The 21,103-nt window shown below is 72.2% G+C and carries 15 protein-coding genes; 4 read left to right on the top strand and 11 right to left on the bottom strand.

Annotated elements, in window-relative coordinates:
- Positions 1–360 precede the first annotated feature (360 nt).
- Entirely contained in the window at positions 361–1,368 is a 1,008-nt protein-coding gene (locus tag ACZ7P3_RS26605) for a stage II sporulation protein M (RefSeq protein WP_472085561.1), read from the bottom strand.
- Positions 1,369–1,511: 143 nt separating this feature from the next.
- On the opposite strand from ACZ7P3_RS26605, the gene ACZ7P3_RS26610 reads away from it, so the two are divergent.
- Positions 1,512–2,540 (top strand): RDD family protein, encoded by a 1,029-nt coding sequence (locus tag ACZ7P3_RS26610; protein WP_472085562.1) that lies wholly within the window; start codon positions 1,512–1,514, stop codon positions 2,538–2,540.
- A gap of 188 nt (positions 2,541–2,728) precedes the next feature.
- On the opposite strand, the gene ACZ7P3_RS26615 is transcribed toward ACZ7P3_RS26610, so the two are convergent.
- Together ACZ7P3_RS26615 and ahcY are read right to left on the bottom strand one after the other, a co-directional pair.
- Complete coding sequence (locus tag ACZ7P3_RS26615; RefSeq protein ID WP_472085563.1) at positions 2,729–3,343, bottom strand: hypothetical protein; 615 nt, start codon at positions 3,341–3,343, stop codon at positions 2,729–2,731.
- Positions 3,344–3,520: 177 nt separating this feature from the next.
- Positions 3,521–4,978, bottom strand: coding sequence for an adenosylhomocysteinase (ahcY, locus tag ACZ7P3_RS26620; RefSeq protein WP_472085564.1), 1,458 nt, complete (start codon positions 4,976–4,978; stop codon positions 3,521–3,523).
- 467 nt (positions 4,979–5,445) lie between these two features.
- Between ahcY and ACZ7P3_RS26625 the strand changes: the two genes are divergently transcribed.
- Together ACZ7P3_RS26625 and lepB are read left to right on the top strand one after the other, a co-directional pair.
- Entirely contained in the window at positions 5,446–7,548 is a 2,103-nt protein-coding gene (locus ACZ7P3_RS26625; protein ID WP_472085565.1) for a fructose-specific PTS transporter subunit EIIC, read from the top strand.
- Between the two features lie 317 nt (positions 7,549–7,865).
- A complete protein-coding gene (gene lepB / locus ACZ7P3_RS26630; RefSeq protein ID WP_472085566.1) occupies positions 7,866–8,546 on the top strand; it encodes a signal peptidase I in 681 nt (226 codons plus the stop codon).
- 205 nt (positions 8,547–8,751) lie between these two features.
- On the opposite strand, the gene ACZ7P3_RS26635 is transcribed toward lepB, so the two are convergent.
- From ACZ7P3_RS26635 to ACZ7P3_RS26660, 6 genes are all read right to left on the bottom strand, one after another.
- Entirely contained in the window at positions 8,752–9,732 is a 981-nt protein-coding gene (locus ACZ7P3_RS26635; RefSeq protein WP_472085567.1) for a cation diffusion facilitator family transporter, read from the bottom strand.
- Between the two features lie 133 nt (positions 9,733–9,865).
- On the bottom strand, positions 9,866–11,017 hold the full coding sequence (gene manA, locus ACZ7P3_RS26640; protein ID WP_472085568.1) for a mannose-6-phosphate isomerase, class I: 1,152 nt from the start codon (positions 11,015–11,017) through the stop codon (positions 9,866–9,868).
- Positions 11,018–11,111: 94 nt separating this feature from the next.
- Positions 11,112–12,239 (bottom strand): SIS domain-containing protein, encoded by a 1,128-nt coding sequence (locus ACZ7P3_RS26645; RefSeq protein ID WP_472085569.1) that lies wholly within the window; start codon positions 12,237–12,239, stop codon positions 11,112–11,114.
- Positions 12,240–12,342: 103 nt separating this feature from the next.
- Positions 12,343–12,513 (bottom strand): Trm112 family protein, encoded by a 171-nt coding sequence (locus ACZ7P3_RS26650; protein ID WP_007382472.1) that lies wholly within the window; start codon positions 12,511–12,513, stop codon positions 12,343–12,345.
- A 313-nt stretch (positions 12,514–12,826) separates the two neighbouring features.
- Complete coding sequence (locus tag ACZ7P3_RS26655; protein WP_472085570.1) at positions 12,827–14,191, bottom strand: phosphomannomutase/phosphoglucomutase; 1,365 nt, start codon at positions 14,189–14,191, stop codon at positions 12,827–12,829.
- Positions 14,192–14,353: 162 nt separating this feature from the next.
- Entirely contained in the window at positions 14,354–14,779 is a 426-nt protein-coding gene (locus ACZ7P3_RS26660; RefSeq protein ID WP_472085571.1) for a DUF3499 domain-containing protein, read from the bottom strand.
- A 375-nt stretch (positions 14,780–15,154) separates the two neighbouring features.
- Between ACZ7P3_RS26660 and ACZ7P3_RS26665 the strand changes: the two genes are divergently transcribed.
- Entirely contained in the window at positions 15,155–15,538 is a 384-nt protein-coding gene (locus ACZ7P3_RS26665) for a metallopeptidase family protein (protein ID WP_472085572.1), read from the top strand.
- Between the two features lie 355 nt (positions 15,539–15,893).
- On the opposite strand, the gene ACZ7P3_RS26670 is transcribed toward ACZ7P3_RS26665, so the two are convergent.
- Positions 15,894–17,405 carry a DUF5719 family protein gene (locus ACZ7P3_RS26670; protein ID WP_472085573.1) on the bottom strand — a complete coding sequence of 504 codons (1,512 nt, stop codon included), beginning with the start codon at positions 17,403–17,405 and terminating at the stop codon, positions 15,894–15,896.
- Positions 17,402–21,055, bottom strand: a complete 3,654-nt coding sequence (locus ACZ7P3_RS26675) for a glycosyltransferase family 2 protein (RefSeq protein WP_472085574.1) — start codon at positions 21,053–21,055, stop codon at positions 17,402–17,404. Before ACZ7P3_RS26675 ends, ACZ7P3_RS26670 begins: the two co-directional genes overlap by 4 nt.
- Between the last annotated feature and the right edge of the window lie 48 nt (positions 21,056–21,103).

Genomic DNA, 21,103 nt, shown 5'->3' on the forward strand with positions numbered 1-21,103 from the left:
ACTCACCCTCTCGGGCTTTCCTCCGGGCTTCCCTTCGGTGTTTCCGACTCTATCAGATCTTTTCTCGATCCGATTTCCTCGGTGCTTTCCAGGTTTTCGCTCTCGCGTTTCCCTTTCCGGCGGTTCCGACTTTATCAGAAGTTTTTGGCCGGTCTAACCGGCCGCTCATTTCTGAGGAATCGGAGGGTGCTCCTCGGAATCGCATTCGCGACTTCTCGGGAAGCAGGTTGATTCTAAACGATCAGCCCCGAACCTGTCCAGTTCTAGGCAACTCATTGAATCTACCTCCCCGCTCCACCCGTGTCAACGGGTCTTGCGGGGCGAAGAGGACACTAGCAGCTCACAGGCACCGAACGCACATCAGGCGGCCGTAGGCACGGTCGCGCTGCGCTCGGCCGCTTCGAGGTCACCCGTCTCGCCGGCCCGTACCGCGCGGCCGCCGAGGACGTAGACGTACGTCAGGAATGCCAGCTCGGCCAGGACCCCGATGCCGATGCGGGCCCAAGTGGGCAGGCCGGACGGGGTGACGAAGCCTTCGATGGCGCCGGAGACGAACAGGACCAGGGCGAGGCCGATCGCCATGCCCACGGCGGCCCGGCCTTCCTCGGCGAGCGCGGCACGGCGGCTGCGGAGGCCGGGGTCGATGACCGTCCAGCCGAGGCGCAGGCCCGTGCCGGCGGCCACGAAGACCGCGGTCAGTTCGAGCAGGCCGTGCGGGAGGACCAGGCCGAGAAAGGTGTCCAGGCGGCCGGCGGAGGACATCAGACCGAAGCCGACGCCCAGGTTGAGCATGTTCTCGAAGAGGATCAGAAGGACAGGGATCCCCAGGAAGACGCCCAGGACCAGGCACATCGCGGCCGCCTGGGCGTTGTTCGTCCACACCTGGGCGGCGAAGGAGGCTGCGGGGTGGCTCGAGTAGTAGGTCTCGTACTCGCCGCCGGGACGGGTCAGCTCGCGCAGCTGGCTGGGGGCCGCGATGGTCGACTGCACCTCGGGGTGGGTGCCTATCCACCAGCCCAGGAGGATCGCGATGGCGGTGGAGACGAGCGCCGTGGGCACCCACCAGTGACGCGCGCGATAGACCGCGGCGGGAAAGCCCTGGCCCAGGAACCGGGCGGCATCGCGCCATGAGGCGCGGCGGGTGCCGGTGACCGCGCTCCGCGCGCGTGCCACCAGCTGGCTGAGCCGCCCGGTCAGCTGCGGATCGGGAGCGCTGGACTGGATGAGCGAGAGGTGCGTGGCGGTGCGCTGGTAGAGCGCGACGAGTTCGTCGGCCTCGGCGCCGTTGAGCCTGCGCTGGCGACGGAGCAGGGCGTCGAGGCGGTCCCATTCGGCTCGGTGTGCGGAGACGAAGACGTCCAGGTCCATCGGGTCTGCCTGCTCCTCGGCTGGTCGTCCACTGCTCGTCGTGGATGCTCTGGGTGCTGTCAGGTTGTCCTACTGCGGCGCGATGCGCTCTCAGCTTGGCAGACTTGCGATCCACAGGGCAGACCAGGGGAAGGACGGCTGGCGTGAGTGAGCTGGTGACCGGCGAGGCGGTGGCGCTAGAACTGCGGCCGGCCAAGCTGCCGAGCAGGGCGTTGGCCGTGCTGCTCGATCTGATCGCGGCCATGTTCGTGTACATCGCCGTGAGCATCGCGCTGGCGGCTGCGACCTCGTCCTTGGACGACGCGGCGCAGACCGCCCTGTCGATCGCCACGTTTCTGCTGGTGCTCGTCGGCGGGCCGATCGCCGTGGAGACGCTCAGCCACGGGCGCTCGCTGGGGAAGCTGGCGTTCGGGCTGCGGGTGGTGCGGGACGACGGCGGGCCCATCCGGTTCCGGCACGCCCTGGTGCGGGGTGCGATCGGTGTGGTCGAGATCCTGATGACGTTCGGGGTGGTGGCCTGCATCGCCTCGCTGGTGTCGGCACGGGGGCGGCGGCTCGGGGACGTCTTCGCCGGCACCCTCGTCGTGCGTGAGCGGATTCCCGTCGGGCAGGCCGCGTTCGTACCGCCTCCCCCGCCGTGGCTCGCGGGACGGTTCGCCGACCTGGATCTGTCGGCGGTACCGGATGGATTGTGGCTTGCGGTCCGGCAGTACCTGACGCGGATGCAGCAGCTCGATCCTCAGGTCTCCTGGGACATGGCGCAGCGGCTCGCGACCGATCTCGCCGCTCGTACGGGGACTCCGGCGCCGCAGGGCGAGCACCCTGCCGCGTTCCTGGCGGCCGTGGTCCATGAACGGCAGGCTCGCGATGCCCGGCAGGCGTTCGGGGGCGCGGGCCCGGTTGCGCCGGGGGCCGCAGCTCCCGCCTCCCAGGCTCCGGCGCCGATGTGGTCCCAGAGCCCCGATCCATCCGACCGGTCCCGACCTGCGTCGGATGCCCGGTTCCAGGTCCAGGCCGAGAGCACGACCGCGGCCTGGGCCTCGCCGCAGCCTCAGGCCCCGGCCGCGCAGACCACGCCGCCGCGGCCGGAGGACGCGCCGCCCCACCGGCCTGCCACCGGTGCCAGCCCCGGAGCCGGTACCGGGACCACCGGATTCGCGCCGCCGGCGTAGACCCCTTCCCTGTCTGTCTATGCCGGCGCCTGTCCGCGTCCCTGTCGGCTCAGGCCTGCTGGATCAGCTTTACCGGTCGCATCCGCCGGATCGGATGTGTCGGATCAGATCTGTCGGATCGGATGTGTCGGATCAGATCTGTCGGATCAGATCTGTCGGATCAGATCTGTCGGACCGGTTCTGCCGGGTCAGTCGAAGGTCGACGGCGGGGACTGGAGGTCCTCCAGCTCGATTCCAGGCGCGGCGAGGACCACGTCCCCGGCGATGTGGACGGTGTGGCGCTCGCCCGTGTCCAGGTCCGTGACCTGGTACTCGTCCACGATCAGGGGGGCGTTGTCAGTGGCGTGTGCTTCGCTGTTCACCAAGGCCCAGGACTGGTCCAGGGTGCGTGGGGCGAGGACCGGGTCCGTGAAGGCCACGAGGCGTACGCGGGTCGCGGAGGAGGAGGGGGTGAGGCGCAGGAGACGGGCAGTGGCGACGAGGAACGCGGGGGACGTGCCGGTGAAGGCGTGGGCGCGCACAGTGCCTTCGGTGGCATGAACGCCGGTCGGGTCGGTGCGGACCCAGGTGACGCCGTCGAGGGCGGCGCCGCGCACCCGCCAGCCCGCCGCGTGCAGTTCGAGACGGATGGGGCGGCCGAGCTCGTCCAGGGCCAGGTCGACCGAGCCGTGGTGGTCACCCGCGGGGGTGGTCAGCTGGGAGACATAGCGCCATCCCGACGGGCCGGGGGCGCACTGGAAGTCCTCTTGTGCGAGGAGAGTGTGATCGTGCGGATCGTGAAGCGAATATCGGCCGCGGGGCATGGGGGTCCTGGGTCTTGACGGGCTGATCCGGCCAGAGCCAAAGCTGATCCGGCCAGAGCCAAAGGGGCAGGCCCCCGGCACGGGGGTGCGGGGGCCTGCCTCGGAGGATCTGCGGACCCGCTGCCGGGGAGCGCGGCGGTGCACCGGCGCACTCGCCCGGCGGGCGGGTCTGCGGACTCAGTAGCGGTAGTGGTCCGACTTGTACGGGCCCTCGACCTCCACGCCGATGTACGCGGCCTGCTCGGGGCGCAGCGTGGTGAGCTTCACGCCGAGCGCGTCCAGGTGGAGGCGGGCGACCCTCTCGTCGAGGTGCTTGGGCAGCACGTAGACGCCGGTCGGGTACTCGTCGGGCTTGGTGAACAGCTCGATCTGGGCCAGGGTCTGGTCCGCGAAGGAGTTGGACATCACGAACGACGGGTGACCGGTGGCGTTGCCCAGGTTCAGCAGGCGGCCCTCCGACAGCACGATGATCACCTTGCCGTCGGGGAACTTCCAGGTGTGGACCTGCGGCTTGACCTCGTCCTTGACGATGCCCGGGATCTTGGCGAGGCCGGCCATGTCGATCTCGTTGTCGAAGTGGCCGATGTTGCCGACGATGGCCTGGTGCTTCATCTTGGCCATGTCCGCGGCCATGATGATGTCCTTGTTGCCGGTCGTGGTGACGAAGATGTCGGCCTTGTCGACGACCTCGTCGAGCGTCGTGACCTGGTAGCCGTCCATCGCGGCCTGCAGGGCGCAGATCGGGTCGATCTCGGTGATGATCACCCGGGCGCCCTGGCCGCGCAGGGACTCCGCGCAGCCCTTGCCCACGTCGCCGTAACCGCAGACGACGGCGGTCTTGCCGCCGATCAGGACGTCGGTGGCGCGGTTGATGCCGTCGACCAGGGAGTGGCGGCAGCCGTACTTGTTGTCGAACTTCGACTTGGTGACGGCGTCATTGACGTTGATCGCCGGGAAGAGGAGGACGCCGTCGCGCTGCATCTCGTACAGGCGGTGGACGCCGGTGGTGGTCTCCTCGGTGACACCGCGGATCTCGGAGGCCAGCTGGGTCCACTTCTGGGGGTTCTCGCCCAGGGTGCGGTGGAGCAGCTGGAGGATGACGCGGTGCTCGTCGGACTCGGCGGTCTCCAGGCCGGGGACCTTGCCGTCCTTCTCGTACTCGACGCCCTTGTGGACGAGGAGGGTGGCGTCACCGCCGTCGTCCAGGATCATGTTCGGGCCACCGGTGGGGCTGTCCGGCCAGGACAGCGCCTGCTCGGTGCACCACCAGTACTCCTCCAGGGTCTCGCCCTTCCAGGCGAATACCGGGATGCCCTGCGGGTTGTCGGGCGTGCCGTTCGGGCCCACGGCGATGGCGGCGGCCGCGTGGTCCTGGGTGGAGAAGATGTTGCAGGAGGCCCAGCGGACCCGGGCGCCGAGGGCGGCCAGGGTCTCGATGAGGACGGCGGTCTGCACGGTCATGTGCAGGGAGCCGGTGATACGGGCGCCGGCGAGGGGCTGAGCCTCGGCGTACTCCTTGCGGATCGCCATCAGGCCCGGCATCTCGTGCTCGGCGAGGGTGATCTCCTTGCGGCCGAACTCGGCCAGGGAGAGGTCGGCGACCTTGAAGTCCTGTCGGTTGTCGACAGTCGTCATTGCGAGCTGCTCCTCGGGATTGGGTCGAGGTGGGTACGGCTGGTCTGCGCGGCGGCGGGCACAGGAGTGCCCGAGAAGAGGACACAGCTGTCCCCACGTCCGCGCAGCGCAGTCCGTCGGAGGCCCTCTCTCCCTCGGTCGGTCCGTACTGGACCGCCCGACCGCCATCAGCAGCGACGTCTGGCTCTGCTCCAAGCTACACCGCAGGACGCTGCCGACCCCAGTCCGCCTTTGGACACTTCGGGCCGATCGAGGGGTCCGGCCGAGGTCGGGCGCCGGGGTGCCGAAGGGGCGGGCCGGTGGCCGGAAAGCGTGGGGCATAGCCCAACAGACCAGGATGAGCTGGAATTTTCGCACCTATGAGTGAGAGGCGGGGTGCTGCAGGATGCAGGGAGATCGGGAGAACCGATCGACCTCGCGGGCGTCAGGGACGACGACTCGTGTGACGAAGGCGTAAGGAGATCGACGTGACCAGTCCGGCCGGCCCTCCCCCCACGGGCACCGGCGGTGACCAGCGGCAGCGGATCAGGCTGCTCGCGGTGACCGCGTGCCCGACCGGCATCGCACACACGTACATGGCGGCGGAGAAACTCGCGCAGGCCGCCGCGAGCTGCGGCATTGAGATGAAGGTGGAGACGCAGGGATCCATCGGGGCCGAGAACGTCCTCGATGACAACGATGTCAGAACCGCGGACGGGATCATCGTCGCCGCGGACAAGGACGTCGACCTGAGCCGATTCGCGGGAAAGCGCGTGCTGACGGTCGGGGTCGCCGAGGGCATCCACCACCCGGAGCGGCTGATCGAGCAGGTGCGGTCGGCGCCGGTGCACACGCCCGACCGGGCTTCCACCGGCGGGCCGGCGGCCCCGACGGGCGGCGGCAAGGAGCGGGGAACGGTCTACAAGGCGCTGATGAACGGTGTCTCGTACATGATCCCGTTCGTGGTCGTCGGCGGTCTGCTGATCGCGGTCTCGCTGGCGCTCGGCGGCCATGCGACGGCCAAGGGTTATGTGATCCCGGAGGGCACCTTCTGGGCGCATGTGAACGCGATCGGCGGGATCGGCTTCCAGCTGATGATCCCGATCCTGTCCGGATACATCGCCTACGCCATAGCCGACCGGCCCGCGCTGGTGCCGGGCATGATCGGCGGCTGGATCGCCAACACGGGGGCGCTGTACGACTCCAAGGCGGGCGCGGGCTTCATCGGGGCGATCGTGACCGGGTTCCTCGCCGGGTATCTGGTGCTGTGGATCAAGAAGGTCCGGGTCCCGAAGTTCGTACAGCCGGTCATGCCGATCATCGTCATCCCGATCGTGGCGACGACGGCGCTCGGGCTGTTCTTCATCTACGTCATCGGCAAGCCGATCTCCTGGGTGTTCGAGCACCTGACCAGCTGGCTCGGCGGGATGACCGGCACCAGCGCGGTGCTGCTGGGCGCGATCCTGGGGCTGATGATCTCGTTCGACATGGGCGGGCCGGTCAACAAGACGGCGTTCCTGTTCGGTGCGGGACTCATCGCGAGCGGCAACCAGACGGTGATGGGCATGTGCGCGGCGGCCATTCCGGTGATGCCGCTGGGGCAGGGTCTGGCCACGCTGATCCGCAGGCGGCTGTACACCGAGCAGGAGCGGGAGACGGGGCTCGCCGCGCTGTTCATGGGCTGCTTCGGGATCTCCGAAGGCGCGATCCCGTTCGCCGCGGCACGGCCGGCGCAGGTGATTCCGGCCAACATGCTGGGCGGCGCGGTGGCCGGTGCGGTCGCGGGGCTGGCCGGGGTGAAGGACGCGGTGCCGCACGGCGGGCCGATCGTGGCGGTGCTGGGCGCGGTGAGCGGCGTGCCCATGTTCTTCGTGGCCGTGGTGATCGGCACGGTGGTGACGGCGCTGACGACCGTGACGCTGGTGGATGTGACCGAGCGCAGGGGGCGTCCCGAAGCGGCCGGCGGGGCCGAGCCCCTGATGGCCGGGGCCGTTGCGGCCGTCCCCGGGCAGGCCGGGCGGGAACCCGTTGCGGTCGGCGCTGCGACGCTGGTTGCGGGGTCGGTGGCCCACGCGGCGTCCGCCGCGGAGACGGCAGGTGCGGCGGATGTCTCCGGTGACGTGCCCGAGGTGCTCTTTGGGCACCTCACGGAGCACACGGTCAGTACCGCCCTCGCCGCGGACGGCAAGGAGGCCGCGATCCGCGAGATGGCCGAGTTGCTGAGCCGCAGTGGCCGGGTCGCGGACGTCGAGGAACTGGTGGCTGTCGCGCTGCGGCGCGAGGAGCAGGGGACGACCGGGCTCGGCGAGGAGATCGCCGTCCCGCATGCGAAGACGGACGCGGTGACCGCGCCGGTCGTCGGTTTCGCACGGTCGGCTCAGGGCGTCGAGTGGGGTTCGCTCGACGGTACGAAGGCCCGGCTGGTCTTCATGATCGCCGTGCCCGAAGCGGCCGCCGGCGACGAGCATCTGCGGATCCTCGCGCTGCTGTCCCGCAAGCTGATGGACCCCGGCTTCCGGGAACGGCTGTTGGAGGCAGCGGACGAGCGGGCCGTACTCGACGTGCTCGGCGAGGTCGGCGAGGTCGGGTGAGCTGACGGGAGGTGCGCGGGCCGCCTCTCAGGCCCGCACACCTCCCCCATGTCGCGCTCCCACGCCTCTGGCGCTTCCCGCACCTTTGGCACCCCTCACGTCCACTGGCTCCTCCCGTACCTCCGGTACCTCTCACGCCACTGGCACCCCCCGTACCTCCGGTACTTCCGGTACCTCTGGTACTTCCCGCGCCCTTGGTGCCTCCGGCCCTGCCCACACCGCCTGCACCGTCCACACCACCCGCAGTGCCCGCACACAGAGTTCACAGTGGGCCGCTATTCTCCGCGCCGCGGACGGACCGCGCGGGGAGGACGAACATGGCAGGCAGAGGGCGGGGACTGGGAATCGCGGCGCTCGTGGTGGGGCTACTGGGGCTGGTGCTGGCGATCGGCACCTTCGTCTACGGCCGGAGCGCCTACGGCATGGGCACCCTGTCGAGCCACAGCATGGCGCCGACGTACCAGCCGGGTGACCGGATCCTGTGGGAGCGGGTGGACGGGAGCCAGGTGCGGCGCGGTGATGTCGTGGCGTTCTCGGCGCCGGAGCGGTACCGGTCCGGAGGGGCCCTGGTCCAGCGGGTGATCGGTGTGGGCGGCGACCGCGTGGCGTGCTGCACGGTCGTGGGCTCCGAGGAGCGGGTCACCGTGAACGGGAAGCCGGTCAAGGAGCCCTATGTGAGCGGGGGCGACGCCGATGGGGTGCACAGGCCGTACGACGTGAAGGTGCCGCAGGGCCGGCTGTTCCTGCTGGGCGACCACCGGGCCGACTCGATGGACTCGCGCTTCTTTGCCGCGGACCACGGCGGGACCGTCCCCGTGGACGCGGTGCTGGGGCGGGTGACGGACAACCGTTCGGTCCCGGCTCTGCTGGGTACGGCCCTGATCCTCGGCGGGGTGATGGTCCTGACCGGCATCGGGCTGGGGATCGGCGCGCTGGCGGTTCGCCGGCGGAAGGCGAAGGCCGTGCCGGCTGCGCCCTGGCCCGTGCAGCCCGTCTGAGGACGGCCGTACGGACAGCGAACGGGGCCTGCCGGCTGAGAGCGGGCCCCGTCGTCGTAGCGGAACGGTCGTTGTAACGGAACGTCGTAGCAGAACGCCGTGGTCGGACGTCGTGGTCGGACGTCGTAGCGAAGCTCAGCGGCCGTCGTTGCCGGGATCAGTCGTCGGACGTCGTAGCGGAGCTCAGTGGCCGTCGTTGCCGGGATCAGTGGTCGGTCGCGTGCGGGTTCGGGCCGCCCGGGGTTGCCTCCGGGTCCGGGCCCTTGGCGGCCTCGGCCTCGCTGTAGATGTCCGGTTCGAGGTAGATGACGCGGGCGATGGGGACGGCGGCGCGGATGCGGGCCTCGGCCGCGTTGATGGCGTTCGCGACCTCGGCGGCCGTGTCGTCGTGCCGGACCGCGATCTTGGCGGCGATCAGCAGCTCCTCGGGGCCGAGGTGCAGCGTGCGCATGTGGATGACGCCGGTGACCGTGTCGCCGTCGACCATCGCGGCCTCGATCTGCTTGACCACCTCGATGCCCGCGGCCTCGCCGAGCAGCAGCGACTTGGTCTCCGCGGCCAGGACGAGCGCGATCAGGACGAGCAGGACACCGATGCAGACCGTGCCGACGCCGTCCCAGATGCCGTCACCGGTGAGCACGGCGAGGCCGACACCGCCGAGGGCGAGGACCAGACCGATGAGCGCGCCGAAGTCCTCCAGCAGGACGACGGGCAGCTCGGGTGCCTTGGCACGGCGGATGAACTGCGACCAGGACAGCCTTCCGCGCAGCTCGTTGGACTCCTTGATGGCCGTGCGGAAGGAGAAGCCCTCGGCGATGACCGCGAAGACGAGGACGCCCACCGGCCAGTACCAGTTCTCCAGCTCGTGCGGGTGGCTGATCTTCTCGTAGCCCTCGTAGATGGCGAACATGCCGCCGACCGAGAACAGGACGATCGAGACGAGGAAGGCGTAGATGTAGCGCTCGCGGCCGTAGCCGAACGGGTGCTGCGGGGTGGCCTCGCGCTGGGCCTTCTTGCCGCCGATCAGCAGCAGGAACTGGTTGCCCGAGTCGGCGAGCGAGTGGACGCCCTCGGCGAGCATCGACGAGGAGCCGCTGAACGCGAACGCCACGAACTTCGATGCCGCGATCGCGAGATTGGCGCCGAGTGCCGCCACGATCGCCTTGGTACCGCCTGACGCGCTCATGTGTCCGCGTTGTCCCTTCGCCCTCGTACGTCTACGCCGTCCAGGCGTGTGCCCGGCCTGTGCCCCTGCTTGGCCGGTGGGCCATTCTTGCAGCCCGGCCGGGCGGCGGCGCGTCAGGTGTCCACAGCTCCGGTCATACGATCACAGTGGCGCGGAAGACCGTGCCCGCGCCGGACACCTCGGCCTTCTCGTCAGCCGGGACGAAGACCGACTGGCCGGGGGCGAGTTCATGATCGCCGGCCCGGACGGTACCGGCCGTGCAGAGCAGGACCTGCGGGGCGTCCAGGGTGAGGTCGTGGGCGGAGCCGCCCTCGGAAAGGACGAACCGGGAGAGCCGGAACTCGTCGATCGGCGTCTCGTAGACCTCCTCGCCTTCCGGGGAGGCCTCGGGGCGCAGCACGCCCGCGTCGCCGGCCTCGAAGCGGACGATGCGCAGGAGTTCGGGGACGTCGACGTGCTTGGGGGTCAGGCCGCAGCGCAGGACGTTGTCGGAGTTGGCCATGATCTCGACGCCGAGGCCGCTCAGGTAGGCGTGCGGGATGCCGGCGCCGAGGAACAGGGCCTCGCCGGGCTGCAGGCGGACGTGGTTCAGGAGCATGGCCGCGATGACGCCGGGGTCGCCCGGGTAGTGGTGGGCGATGTCGGCGTAGGAGGCGTAGTCGCCGCCGAGGCGGGTGCAGGCGGCGGTGGCCTCGGCGACGGTGTGGGCCATCTCCTCGGGGTCGGCGGTGAGGACGGCCGTGAGGACCTCGCGCAGGGCCGCTTCCTCGGGGTGGGCGCGCAGCAGGTCGACGTACGGCTTGAGGGAGTCGACGCCGAGGCCGGCGAGCAGGTCGGCCGTCCCGAGCGGGTCGCGGAAGCCGCACAGGCCGTCGAACTCGGTGAGCGCGCAGATCAGTTCGGGCTTGTGGTTGGCGTCCTTGTAGTTGCGGTGCGGGGCGTCGACGGGGACGCCGCGCCGCTCCTCGTCGGCGTAACCCTCCCTGGCCTGCTCCAGGTCGGGGTGCACCTGGAGGGAGAGGGGGGCGCCGGCGGCGAGGATCTTGAGCAGGAACGGCAGCCGCGGGCCGAACTTCGCGACCGCTCCGGCACCCAGTTCGCGCTCCGGATCCGCGTCGATGACCTCGACGAGCGTCCCGCGCTCGGTGCGCGAGGGTGCGCCGGGGTGCGCGCCCATCCACATCTCGGCCTGCGGTTCGCCGGTCGGCTCCACGCCGAGGAGGTGCGGGATGGCCGTCGGGGAACCCCAGGCGTAGGGGCGGACGGTGTTGTCGAGGCGGTCCATGTGGTTTCTCTGTCTCCGTACGTACGCTGCTCGGCCGGCGCCGGTGCCGGTTCGTGTGCCGGTGGGGGCGCGGGTCGGTCGACCCGGAGCCAGGTCAGGCCCTGGAAGCGAGCGCCAGGTAAACGGCGGCGAAATCCGTGATGGCGATCAGTTCTGCGAGGGTCTCCAGGTCGCCGCCCTCTTCCGGTTCGAGTTCGCTGATGGGTGTGTCGTGGCTGAGGGCCAGGTCACGGGCGCCGGGGGCGGCGGTGAGGCCGCCGATCGGACGGTCGCGGAGGAGCACCACGCGCGCGTGCATCGCGGGCGCCTCCTCCACGCGGTCCCGGAAGAAGTCGTCGGGGTCGGCGCTGGCCGCGAGCGGGCCGGCCAGCAGGGCGCTGTGCGCGGCGAGCGCCTCGGGGAGTTCGGCGACCAGGGCGGGGCGGCCGGCGAGCTCGGCGAGGGCCGCGGCGAAACGGCGGCCCGCGGGACCCGCCGAGCTGCCTTCCGTCCATACGACGGGCAGCGCGTCGGCGAGTTCGGCGGCGAGGGTCTTGGCGGGGTTGCTGTAGGTCACGATGGCCGGGCCGCAGCGTTCGGCGATGTTGTCCAGACGGTCGGCGACCTTCTCCAGGTCCTCCGGTGCGGCGCTGAGCAGTCCGATGCGGTCGAGGAGCGCCAGCAGCGGGGTGAACAGGGCCCAGAAGACACCGGGCGAGGACGCTGCGAGGGGCTCTTCCTGGTCGTACGGCGCCGTCGCCATCGGGACGGCGAGGCCGTGCGCGCCGGTCACCGCTTCGGCGAGGGGGGTGCCGGCCGGGGTCACGGCGGCGACCGAGCAGCCGCGGCGGTAGGCCTGCTCGGCGAGCAGGGAGAGGCTGGGTTCGGTGCCGTCGGGAGTGGCGATCAGCAGCAGGTCGACGGAGCCGGCCCAGCCCGGGAGTTCCCAGCGCAGGGCGCCTGCGGCCGGGGCGACGCCGGTGGGGGCCAGCCGGATGACGGGGCTGCCGGGGCCGGCCAGGGTGGCGAGGAGGTCGGCGGTGTGGGTGGCGGCGGCTCCGGGACCGGCGATGAGGACCGCGCGGGGGCGGCCGTCGGGCTTGAGGTGGCCCACGCCGGCCTCGACGGCGTGCCGGGCGGCGGTACGGACGCGGGCGCCGGCCTCCGCCGCACCGCGGAGGAGGCCTCGGCGGTCGGCGTCGGCGAGGCCCTGCGGGGTGTCGAGCAGAGATTCGTCCAGCATGGGCGGCAGCCTCCGGTCGCCGGGGTCCTGTGCGGGGGTCGAACGCGGCGCGGCGCCTCGTCGTCACGGGGCGCGACGGTCCGTTGTGCGGGCGGTGGCCCTCTTAGGCGGGGCGGCGGGCCTCGTCGACGAGCAGCACCGGGATGCCGTCGCGCACGGGGTAGGCCAGACCGCAGTCCTGGCCGGTGCAGATCAGCTCGGTGTCCTGCTCCTTGAGGGGGGCGTGGCAGGCCGGGCAGGCGAGGATCTCCAGGAGGCCGGCTTCGAGCGGCATGGGGTGTCCCTTCGGGCGAGTACGTCTCTTGCTGATGTGCTGGTCAGCGTACCGCTGGTGGAGGGGTTGGGCTGGGCCTCGCGTGCCGTCCAGGGGGGCGCCGTCTGCTGGACTCCCACTTTTCTGCTCACCCACCCGACTCGGCCGGCTGAAAAGCGAGGCCCCGAGGGGACGGCTCCCCGGCGGCACAGAGCGGACGGGGCGAGGGGCGGGCGTGAGCCGACAGACTTCGCGGCTCAGGCACAGGCCCCCTCGCTCAGGCACGCACTCCGCGGCTCAGGCACAGGCTCCCTGGCCGGCACAGGCCCCTCGTTCAGGCGCGGATGATCGACAGAGCCTCGTCGCGGATCTTGGTCATCGTCGCCTCGTCCTTCGCCTCCGCGTTCAGGCGCAGCAGCGGTTCCGTGTTGGACGGGCGGACGTTGAACCACCAGTCGGGCGCGGTGACCGTGAGGCCGTCGAGGTCGTCGAGGGTAATGCCCTCGCGGCCCTCGTAGGCGGCGCGGATCGCGGCGAGGCGGGCCCTCTGGTCGGCGACGGTGGAGTTGATCTCCCCGGAGCCCGCGTAGCGGTCGTACTGGGCGACCAGGGCGGACAGGGGGCCGTCCTGGCCGCCGAGGGCCGCGAGGACGTGCAGGGCGGCCAGCATGCCCGTGTCGGCGTTCCAGAAGTCCTTGAAGTAGTAGTGGGCGGAGTGCTCGCCGCCGAAGATCGCGCCGGAGCGGGCCATCTCCGCCTTGATGAAGGAGTGGCCGACGCGGGTGCGGACCGGGGTGCCGCCGTGCTCCTTCACCACCTCCGGGACGGCGCTGGACGTGATCAGGTTGTGGATGACCGTGCCCCTTCCGCCGTTGCGGGCCAGCTCGCGCGCGGCGACCAGCGCGGTGATCGCAGACGGGGAGACCGGGTCGCCGTTCTCGTCCACGACGAAGCAGCGGTCGGCGTCGCCGTCGAAGGCGATGCCCAGGTCGGCGCCCTCCTGCGGGACCCGCTTCTGCAGGTCCACGATGTTGGCCGGGTCGAGCGGGTTGGCCTCGTGGTTCGGGAAGGTGCCGTCCAGTTCGAAGTACATCGGGACGAGGGTCAGGGGCAGGCCGGCGAAGACGGTGGGGACCGTGTGGCCGCCCATGCCGTTGCCGGCGTCGACGACGACCTTCAGGGGGCGGATGGAGGTCAGGTCGACGAGGGAGCGCAGGTGCTCCGCGTAATCGTCCAACGTCTCGCGGGTGGTGAGGGTTCCCGACGCGGCGGCGGGCTCCGGGGCGCCCGACTCCAGCCACTGCTCGGCCAGTTCACGGATCTGCGTGAGGCCCGTGTCCTGGCCGACGGGGGCGGCGCCCGCGCGGCACATCTTGATGCCGTTGTACTGGGCGGGGTTGTGGGAGGCCGTGAACATCGCGCCCGGGAGGTTCAGCGCACCCGAGGCGTAGTACAGCTGGTCCGTGGAGCACAGGCCGATCTCGGTCACGTCCACCCCGCGCTCCGCCGCGCCGCGCGCGAAAGCGCGGGACAGGGCGGGCGACGAGGGGCGCATGTCGTGGCCGACGACGATCGCCGCCGCGCCTGTCACCTCTGCGAAGGCGGCACCGAAGAGGCCGGCCAGCGGCTCGTCCCACTGGTCCGGGACCACTCCGCGTACGTCGTACGCCTTCACGATCTGCGACAGATCAGCAGCCACGGCCAACCCTCCTGAAAGTCCTATGGGTGCCCACAAACTACCCGGCAGGGGTGAGGCCGGGGTGTGCGGACACCATCTGGACCCCCAGCCGTAACCCGGGACGGGGGTGGCGGGGAGTTGCACGGGGGCGCGTTCAGGAGCCGAGCGCCGGTGGGAGGGGCGTCAGTTGTCCGGGGAGCGCAGGACCCGCAGGTGGCCGCGGCGGGCCACCTCCATCGGGTCCGCGGTGCGACCTCCGCCGCCGCCCGCCTCGGCCGCGCGCTGCTGGGGCCGGGCCGCCTCGCGCACGGCGTTGGCGAGCGCCTCCAGATCGTCCCCGCTGGGCCGCGCGGGAGCGGAGGCGTCGAGGAGGCGGACGACCTCCCAGCCGCGGGGGGCGGTGAGGCGCTCGGAGTGCTCGGCGCACAGGTCGTAGCAGTGGGGTTCGGCGTAGGTGGCGAGCGGGCCGAGGACCGCGGTCGAGTCGGCGTAGACGTACGTCAGCGTCGCGACGGCGGGTCGGCCGCAAGCGGTGCGCGAACAGCGACGTACAGGGCTCACGACGTTGGACGGTACCGCACTCTTGAGCGGGCCGCGACGACTCTCCACCCGGTCACTCCACCGTGTCGCCTTGTGAAACACCCCACACACCCTACCGAACACGCCCTGCTGACCTGCGTGGACGGGTTCGCGCGGGGTCCGGGACGAGGCTGCGTATGGTCATGAGTCGGTACAAACAACGTCAATTGCCTTGAGTTCGGCGGTCTTGGAGGGTTACGGAAACGAGCCAGACCTTGGCCGGAATGGTCAAGCTCCGACACGCGGCCATCGGTGGCCGGTTGCCGTGCACTCGGGGGCGGCTTGGCGCGTGGGGCCGGGCGGGGCGGAGCGAGCGGGGACTACGCTTCACCAGTGATGGACAACCGTGTACCGCCCCGCGCCGCCGGCCCCGGGCCTCGTCGCCGTGATCGTCACGGTCGGGGCATGCGGGGGCCGATCGCACCGCCGCAGGTGCCGCTGGCGGCCAGCCGCGCAGAGGTGTTCGCGGACCTGGTGCAGGACTCCGTGGAGCGTCTTGAGCGGCGGTGGCCGCAGCTGGCCGACATCGACTTCCTGGTGCTCGAGGTCCCTCGGCTGGAGGGGCGGGGCGCGGAGGAGTGGAACGACGAGGCGGTGCCGCTGGGCGGGGTGATCCCCGCGCGTGAGGGGCGGCGGGCCCGGGTCGTGGTGTACCGGCGGCCGGTGGAGATCCGGACCAAGGGGCGCGATGAGCGGGCCGCGCTGGTGCACGAGGTGGTGGTGGAGCAGGTGGCCGAGCTGCTCGGGCTGACTCCGGAGACGGTGGATCCCCGGTACGGGGAGGACTAGGCCGCGCCACCTGCGGACCGTACGGGGAGGACTGGGCCGCGCCACCTTGCGGACCGTACGGGGAGGACTGGGTCGCGCCACGGCCGGTCGGTACGGGCAGAAGCAGGCCGCGCCACCGGCGGACCGGCCCGGGGCTGAGTGGATGCCCGGTGCTACCGCTGGGCAGGGGGGGCCGCCCGCCCGTGCTTGCGGGGTGCCGCTGCGTCCACCCGTGCCGCCCGGCGGCACGACTGACAGCGGCTACGGACGACGGCCGCTGCCGCGTGGGAGCCGCCCCGGCGGCACGACTGCCCGCAGCCGAGTACGTGGGTACGAACCGGCCGCGCCGGGCAGTCGGCGCCGGCTGTGTGTGCGGTTACTTCTGGAGGATCGACAGATCCTCGTCCGTCTCCGGCACCGAGACCAGGCCCCGGTCGCTGGGGAGGGTCTGGATGGTGAAGCCGGGGACTCCGGCCTCGGTGGCCGAGAGGGTGCGGGCGGCGTAGACCGGGGCTCCGGAGACGGGCTCCACCGTGAGGGCGTACGTGCCCTTCAGGCCCGAGGGGACGGGGGCGTCGAGGTCCTGGGTGGTGCCCGCCTTGATCGTGAAGGTCTTCGACGCCGGAGTGCCGCCCTCGGTGCCCGCCGAGGCGGTGACCTTGACCGTGGCGGTGCCGGTGGGGGCGGTCAGCGAGAGGGTCGCGGTCCTGCCGCTGTTGTCGGCCGCGGTCGCGCGCGTGCCGACCGGTGCCGTGGCGGGGATGAACGCCGTCTCCTGCTTGGCGCCCTTGCCCCGGGTCACCCGCAGGGCGGCCACGACCGGGACCGACTGGTCGGTGGGGGTGAGGACCAGGGAGCCCGCCTCGCCGCGGGTCACGTCACGCAGGTCGAGCGCGGTCGTCATGCCGGACTTGAGGTGCAGGGTCTCGCCGCCGGCCGGGGTGATCAGACCGTCGGGCGAGGCCAGGCGCACCTTCAGGTCGGCGTCGTCGTCGCCGGGTGTGAAGGCGATCAGACGGACGTCGGTGGCGTCCTTCGGGATGCCGGGCAGGACCAGGCTGCCGGCCGGGTCGTCGGCCGCGGCCAGCCAGTCGCCGCCCACCTTGTCGTCCAGGGCCTGCACGGCCGCACCCACGCGTCCGCTGCGCACGCTGACGTGCACGGTCAGGTCGGTCTGCCGCTGATCGGTGAGCGTGGAGAGCAGGATCGGCTTGCTCGCGTGCGGCGGGATCGTGAAGCCGTCCGGCACCGTGGACTTGATCGCGCCGTCCTTGCCGTACAGCTCGATGTCGACGACGGCGGCGGAGTCGTCCGGGTTGGTGAGGTGGACGTAGTCGGTGCGGTCGGCGGCCGTGCTGGCGCCCGGGAACCAGAACTCGGTGTCGGCGGCGGTGCAGTTGACCCCCTGGAGGCCACGGCCGGTGCCCGCGGCGACCTCGGTGGTCTCCTGGACGGTCCAGCCGGGGGCGAACTTCCCGTCGGCGGTGCCGACGAGCGCGGGCGTGTCCGCACCGGAGGTGTCGCCGGTGGCCGGCGTGCCCGGTTCCTTGGGGGTGAGCACCGGATCGTCCGGCTTCTTCTTGGCGTCCTTGCCGCTCTTGCCGGTGCTGCTCGTCCCGTCCGCCGACTGCTCGGTGGCCGCCTGGAGTTCGGCCTTGCCGCCGCTCCCCGCGCCCTTGGTGACGGGTGTGAACGACGTGTACGACGTGTCGGCGATGTCGGAGATGCTCGGCGCGGGGCACAGCAGGCTCGTGCGCTCCACGGGCAGCGCGGCCGCCGCCTTGGCGGGGCCCGCGCCGGACGCGGAAGGCGTGTCGAGCGCGGCGAAGGCGGTGACGGCGGCCAGCGCGGTCGTACCGGCGATCAGGGACAGGGTGGTGCGGTTCACTGCTGGCTCCCGTCGGGGCGCTCGCTGCCGGTGCCGTGGGGGTGCTGGGCCGGGTCGTACGCCGGGTCGTAGCCCTGCTGGTAGGCCGTCGGGTCGTACGGCAGCTGGTCGGCCGTACCGCCGTAGGCGTAGGGGTCGTACTGGGCGTTCTGGTCGTACTGGGCGTTCTGATAGGGGTCGGGCTGGTACGCCTGCTGGTCGTAGCCGCCGGGCGGGTACTGGCCGGCGGCCTGGTACTGGTCGGCTCCGTAGTCGGTGTACTCGGTGCCCTGGTAGGCGGCGGCGTCCCAGTCCGCGTACTGCTGCTGGTGCGGGACGGCGGCCGGGGCCTCGGCGGGGAGCGGCGGCACACCGGGCTGCTCCTGGTCGGCCGGCTCCTCGGCCTGGGCGCGCAGGCGGCGGGCGCGGCGGCCCTCCCCCGCGGTGGCCTGGGCGGGCAGCGGCTGCTCCTCGGGGAGGTCGTCGTCGATGTCGCGGCGGCGGCCGGGCAGGGCGAGGACGACGAGGACGACGGCGAGCGCGCCCTGGGCCCACAGCCAGGCGGTGTGGGTGATCGGGGCGTCGTAGGTGACGTCCAGCCTGCCGCCGGAGGAGGGCAGCTGGAAGCCCTGGGCCCAGCCGTCGACCGTGGTGCGGGTCAGCGGCTTGCCGTCCAGGGTGGCCGTCCAGCCGTCGGCGGCGGCGTCGGCCAGGCGCAGGACGCGGCTGCCCGAGCCCGAGGGGACGGTGGTGTGGATCTCCACCGGCCCGGCGGCGACCGACCGGGCCGGGCCGGAGCCGTCCGCGGATACGACGGTGGCGCGGGACACCTGCTGGTCGACGCGCCACAGGGCGCTGCCGTGCTGCTGGCTGAGGCGGGACAGCCCGGGCGTGGCGTCCAGGACACGGGTGACGTCGCGGGGGGCGCCCTTGTGGACGAGGACGTAGCGCACGGCGAAGCCGCCGAGCTGGCTCGCCTGGTCGGCGCCGGAGCCGGCGACGAGGTTGGCGACGACCTTGTCGAGCTTCGTGTTCTCCCCGTCGGCGGCGGTGAGTTCCGCGTCGCCCATGCGGGCGCCGGAGCCGCGTACGAGGGTGTAGCGCACGCGTGCGGTGGAGTCGCTGTCCAGGATCAGGGTGCGGGCCTGGTCGCCGGTGGTGGCGTCCTCCGCCACGAACGCGGGCACCTGCACCGGGTCGCGGCGCTCCAGCGGGCCGTCGGCGCCGCCGATCATCCAGCCGGCGGCGACGAGCAGCGGGCCCGCGGCCGAGGCGAAGGCGATCAGGGCGGCGACGGGCTGGCGCCAGCCGAAGCTCTGCTCGGCCACGCGCGCGCGTGCCCCGTCGGCGCCGAGTGCGGCGGCGGCCAGCAGGGCGATGCCGTAGACGAGGGTGGCCGGTCCGGCCCAGGTGGACTTGTTGGACAGGACGGCGAAGACGAGGGCCACCAGGGCGGCCGCCCAGGCGGTCCGGATGCCCAGCCGGCGCTCGGAGCGCAGGAGTGCGGCCAGCGCGGCCAGGACGATGCCGATGAGCATCAGGCCGTGCACGGTGCCGGGGCCGCCGGGGCTGGCGCCGAGCAGGTCGACGGCGGAGGCGGCCGAGGGGCCGTAGTCCAGGCCGGCCTCCTGGAAGAAGCCGAACGGCAGCAGCGTCAGCGACCAGGGGGCGAGGACCAGCAGCGGGGTGCCCAGCTGGGCGAGGAAGCGCAGGCCGTGGGCGACGAGGTCGCTGCGGCGCAGGACCAGCACACCGAGGCCGAGGATCAGGGCGATGGGCCAGACGATCGGCGTGCAGGCGGTGGTGATGGTCAGCAGCAGGGCGTAGGCCCAGGTGGCGCGCCAACTGCCGCGTGCCCCCGAGGCGTTGCCCAGGCCGGCGGCGGCGATGCCCGCGCGCGCGATGAGCGGCAGCAGCACGGCGAGGACGGCGGTGCCGATACGGCCGCCGGCCAGGGCGCCGGTGGCGGCGGGCAGGAAGGCGTAGGCGATCGCGGCCCAGGCGCGCAGCAGGCGGGAGGTGACGAGCGGCCGGGAGGCGAAGTAGGCGGTGACGCCGGCCAGCGGCACCGAGCAGACGAGCAGGACGGTGACCGCGAGGCCGGTGGAGCCGAACAGGATCGAGGCGAGGGTCGCGACGACGGCGAGGTAGGGCGGTGCGGACGGGGTGCCGCCCGCGCCCACCGGGTGCCAGGCGTCCGCGAAGCGGGACCAGAGGTCGCCGGCGCCGGCCGGGGCGGGCAGCAGGGCCCCGCCCGCGAGGGCGCCGCTGCCGAGCAGGGCGCGGCAGGCGGTGAGCGAGACCAGGAGCAGGGCCAGGAAGAGCACCGGGCCGGGCTTGCGGGCGATCCGCTTGAGCCGGGCGAACTGCTCGACCTCCAGGAAGTCGGCGTCGTCGCCGCCGGGTCCGGACTCCACGGCGCCGCCGTGCCGGCCGGCCGAGGAGGTGTCGGTGTCGGAGCCGCCGGAGAAGTTGCCCGCGACCTGTTCCACGGTGGCGCGGACGGTCGCGCCGGGCGGCGGGAAGAGCTGGCGCAGTTCGCCCTTGTCGATCTGCGAGGGTCCGCGCCGGCGGCGTCCGGCGAGGATCCGCTCGGGTCGCAGCAGGGTGCCCAGCAGGCCGCGGATCTCGTCGACGGCCTGGCCGGGAACCTTGCCGACGAGGCTGGCGACGGTCCTGAGGAGGGTGCCGAGGACGAGCCGCAGCAGCACCCAGGGCAGCCCGGCGCCGCGGGTGTTGACGAGGAGGGTGTAGATGGCACCGGCCTTGTCGACCTTGTGCGGGGAGGCGGCGGTGCGGCCCACGCAGTCGACGGTGCGGCGCTCGCGGGAGGCGGCCTCGGCATGCCGTACGACGGCCTCGGGGGCGACGAGGACGCGGTGGCCGGCCGCGTGGGCGCGCCAGCACAGGTCGACGTCGTCGCGCATCAGGGGCAGCCGGCGGTCGAATCCGCCGAGCTGTTCGAAGACGTCGCGGCGCACCAGCATGCCGGCGGTGGAGACGGACAGCACCGTGCGGACGTGGTCGTGCTGGCCCTGGTCCTGCTCGCGGCGGTCCAGGCCGGTCCAGCGGCGGCCGGAGTTGGCGATGGAGACGCCGACCTCCAGCAGTTGCCGGCGGTCGTACCAGCCGCGCAGCTTGGGGCCGACGACCGCCACGTCGTCGCGGCCCAGTTCGAGTTCGTTGTCGACGACGCGGAGCAGCTGGGCGAGGGCGTCCGGTTCGGGGGCACAGTCGTCGTGCAGCAGCCACAGCCACTGGACGGGCTCGCCGTGCGGCAGTTCGGGCATGTCGTAGGCGTCGTCGCGCCATGAGCGCGTGACGGGGTCCCAGCCGCTGGGGCGCCTGAGGTACGGCAGCTCGTCAGGGGTGAGGACGGGCGCGATGCGGCTCGCCTCCTCGACGGCCTGGCCGAAGCCGGTACGCCGGGCGAGGTGCAGCACACGGTCGTCGCCGAGGGCCTCGGAGACCAGCTGCGCGGAGTCGTCCGCGCTGCCGGTGTCGGCCGCCACCGCGTACTGGACGGGGCGCTCCTGGCCGAGCAGCCCGGCGAGCGCGTCGGGCAGCCAGCGGGCGCCGTCGTGGGAGACGAGGACCGCGGTCACCACATGACGCGGAAACTCAGGGATGACAGCTCCGTCTTGGGCTGCCGTATGGCTGTGCACGGACATCGAGGTACGGGCCCCGGTTCGATGGACTGCGGTGGACGCCTGTGCCCC

It is taken from the genome of Streptomyces sp. NPDC107581 (assembly GCF_055657175.1).

What these genes read in the sequence shown, in the direction of transcription:
- ACZ7P3_RS26605 (WP_472085561.1), bottom strand. Translation starts at nt 1,368, where the DNA reads ATGGACCTGGACGTCTTCGTCTCCGCACACCGAGCCGAATGGGACCGC.
- ACZ7P3_RS26615 (WP_472085563.1), bottom strand. Translation starts at nt 3,343, where the DNA reads ATGCCCCGCGGCCGATATTCGCTTCACGATCCGCACGATCACACTCTC.
- ahcY (WP_472085564.1), bottom strand. Translation starts at nt 4,978, where the DNA reads ATGACGACTGTCGACAACCGACAGGACTTCAAGGTCGCCGACCTCTCC.
- lepB (WP_472085566.1), top strand. Translation starts at nt 7,866, where the DNA reads ATGGCAGGCAGAGGGCGGGGACTGGGAATCGCGGCGCTCGTGGTGGGG.
- ACZ7P3_RS26635 (WP_472085567.1), bottom strand. Translation starts at nt 9,732, where the DNA reads ATGAGCGCGTCAGGCGGTACCAAGGCGATCGTGGCGGCACTCGGCGCC.
- manA (WP_472085568.1), bottom strand. Translation starts at nt 11,017, where the DNA reads ATGGACCGCCTCGACAACACCGTCCGCCCCTACGCCTGGGGTTCCCCG.
- ACZ7P3_RS26645 (WP_472085569.1), bottom strand. Translation starts at nt 12,239, where the DNA reads ATGCTGGACGAATCTCTGCTCGACACCCCGCAGGGCCTCGCCGACGCC.
- ACZ7P3_RS26650 (WP_007382472.1), bottom strand. Translation starts at nt 12,513, where the DNA reads ATGCCGCTCGAAGCCGGCCTCCTGGAGATCCTCGCCTGCCCGGCCTGC.
- ACZ7P3_RS26665 (WP_472085572.1), top strand. Translation starts at nt 15,155, where the DNA reads ATGCGGGGGCCGATCGCACCGCCGCAGGTGCCGCTGGCGGCCAGCCGC.
- ACZ7P3_RS26675 (WP_472085574.1), bottom strand. Translation starts at nt 21,055, where the DNA reads ATGTCCGTGCACAGCCATACGGCAGCCCAAGACGGAGCTGTCATCCCT.